Origin of the sequence: Mesorhizobium sp. M7A.F.Ca.MR.362.00.0.0, from assembly GCF_004023175.1 — a bacterium.
Taxonomy (GTDB): domain Bacteria; phylum Pseudomonadota; class Alphaproteobacteria; order Rhizobiales; family Rhizobiaceae; genus Mesorhizobium.
The window spans coordinates 7,086-9,438 of record NZ_RZTF01000012.1; the positions used below are offsets into that span (position 1 = coordinate 7,086).

At 66.7% G+C, this 2,353-nt stretch carries 3 protein-coding genes; 2 read left to right on the plus strand and 1 reads right to left on the minus strand.

Annotation, left to right across the window (positions count from 1 at the left end; translation table 11 throughout):
- Both EOC06_RS41570 and EOC06_RS03295 read left to right on the plus strand, forming a co-directional pair.
- On the plus strand, positions 1-489 hold a 489-nt coding region (locus EOC06_RS41570), incomplete at its 5' end, for a pyridoxal-phosphate dependent enzyme (protein ID WP_245469305.1).
- A gap of 130 nt (positions 490-619) precedes the next feature.
- Complete coding sequence (locus EOC06_RS03295) at positions 620-1,246, plus strand: glutathione S-transferase family protein (RefSeq protein WP_127267554.1); 627 nt, start codon at positions 620-622, stop codon at positions 1,244-1,246.
- Between the two features lie 3 nt (positions 1,247-1,249).
- On the opposite strand, the gene EOC06_RS03300 is transcribed toward EOC06_RS03295, so the two are convergent.
- The coding region (locus EOC06_RS03300; protein WP_245469306.1) for an RNA polymerase sigma factor at positions 1,250-2,353 on the minus strand (1,104 nt) is incomplete at its 5' end.

Sequence of the window (2,353 nt, forward strand, 5' to 3'; positions counted from 1 at the left end):
GCCAATCCGGAAATCCACCGCACGACGACGGCCGAGGAAATCTGGAACGATACGCAGGGCGAGGTCGATATCTTCGTCGCCGGCATCGGCACCGGCGGCACCATCACCGGCGTCGGCCAGGTGCTGAAGAAGCGCAAGCCCTCCGTGCATGTCGTCGCCGTCGAGCCGGACTCCTCCCCTGTTCTGTCGGGCGGCCAGCCCGGCCCGCACAAGATCCAGGGCATCGGCGCCGGCTTTGCGCCCAAAATCCTCGACACGACGATCTATGACGAGATCGTCAAAGTGTCGAACGAGGATTCCGTGGCCAATGCCCGCCTCGTCGCCCGCCTCGAAGGCGTGCCGGTCGGCATCTCTTCCGGCGCCGCCCTGCAGGCGGCCATCGTCGTCGGCTCGCGGCCGGAGAACAAAGGCAAAAACCTTGTGGTGGTCATCCCGTCCTTCGCCGAGCGTTATCTGTCGACCATCCTGTTCGAGGGGCTGGGATCGTAATCCGACGCTTCTTCGTGACCAAGCTGGCCCGCTGAAAAAACGCCCGTGGCCGCCATCAGCGGCTTGAGCGCCACACCGCTTCCGGTTCATATCTCCCCCGGCCTGCTTTGCGCGGGCCGGGGGAGAATTTATGTACAAGCTTTATACCCGTCCCGGCAGCGGCGGCTTCGTGGTCGAGGCGGCGCTGGCGCTGGCCAATGTACCATTTGAGCAGATCGACGTGCCGAAGACCGACCGGCCCGATCCCGCCTTCCTCGACATCAGTCCGTTGAACCAGGTGCCGGTGCTGACCTTGCCCGACGGAAGCTCGATGACCGAATCGGCGGCGATCTGCATCGTGCTTGCCGAGCGCCACCCCGACGCCAATTTGGCGCCGGGAGCAGAAGCGCCTGCCCGCGCGGATTTCCTGCGCTGGATGGCCTTTATGTCGTCTGTGCTCTATTCGGCGGTGCTGCGTTTCTACTACGCATACCGCTACACTGCCGATCCCGAAGGCACCAAGGCGGTCAAGCAGGCGGCCGTGGCCGAGATGGACCGCGGCTTTGCCGTTCTCGATGCCGCGCTCGAAGGCCGTGACTGGCTGGTCGGTGACCGGATGTCGCTGGCCGACATCTATCTGGTCATGCTGGTGGCCTGGTATCCCGACATCGACAGCGCGCGGACGGCATGGCCGAACATCGAACGCCTGTGGGCGCGGTTGCGCGACCATCCGCTGATGAAGACGCTCAACACCTCGCACGAGATGTGGCCGGGCTGAAGCTCAATTTCTGAGCACCGCTCTTTTTCCTTGCAGGAACCGGCGCACCGCCGGGTCGCGCTCGAGGCCGATCGCCCGGTCATAGGCTTCGCAGGCTTGCGGTACCTGACCAAGCCTGGCCAGCAGACCGGCGCGTGCGGCCCAATAGGGCTGGTACTCGTCAAGCCGCTTGTCGTCGCCCAGCACGTAAAGAGCCGCCAATCCGGCCACTGCGCCCTCGGCCTCGGCGATCGCCACCGCGCGGTTTATCGCCACCACCGGCGATCCTGCGATCGAAAGCAGCGCGTCGTAGAGTTCCTGGATTGCCACCCAGTCGGTGCGGCCGGTGAGCCTTCGTGCCGCATGCGCGGACTGCACGGCCGCCTCAAGCTGGTAGCGGCCGATGACGCCCTTGGCCGCTGCGTGGGAAAGCAGCGCTTCCGCCTCGTCGATGAGGGCACGGTCCCATAGAAGGCAATCCTGCTCCGCCAACGGCACGAAGTCGCCTTCGGCGCTGCGCCGTGCGGCGCGGCGAGACTCGGCAAACAGCATCAGCGACAACAGGCCCAGTGCCTCCGGTTCCTCCGGCATCAGCGAGGCCACCAGCCGGCCGAGCCAGATGCCTTCGGTCGCCAGGTTGCGGCGCCGCGTTTCGGTGCCGGCCGGATCGGACCAGCCTTCGGCGAAGGCGGCATAGATCGCCTCCAGCACCGCGTCCAGCCTTTCGCCGAGTTCGGCCCGCTCCGGCACGCGGAACGGAATGCCGGTTTCACGGATGCGGCTCTTGGCCCGCACCAGGCGCTGGCCCATGGTTGCGGGCGAGACCAGGAAGGCGGAGGCGATCGTCGCGGCGTCGAACCCCAGCACCGTCTGCAGAATGAGCGGCGAACGCACGCTCGATTCGATCGCCGGATGGGCGCAAGCGAACATCAGCCGCAGCCGATCGTCGGGCAGGTCTTCCTCGGTCATGCGTGCCTCCGCCTCCTGCGCAATCAGCTTGAGATGCTCGCGACCGGCCTCGCTGGTGAGCCGCCGCCGCACCGCATCGACACGGCGCCGCCGCGCCACCGCCAGCAGCCAGGCTTCCGGCTTTTCCGGCACGCCGGTTCGCGGCCAGCGCTCGAGGGC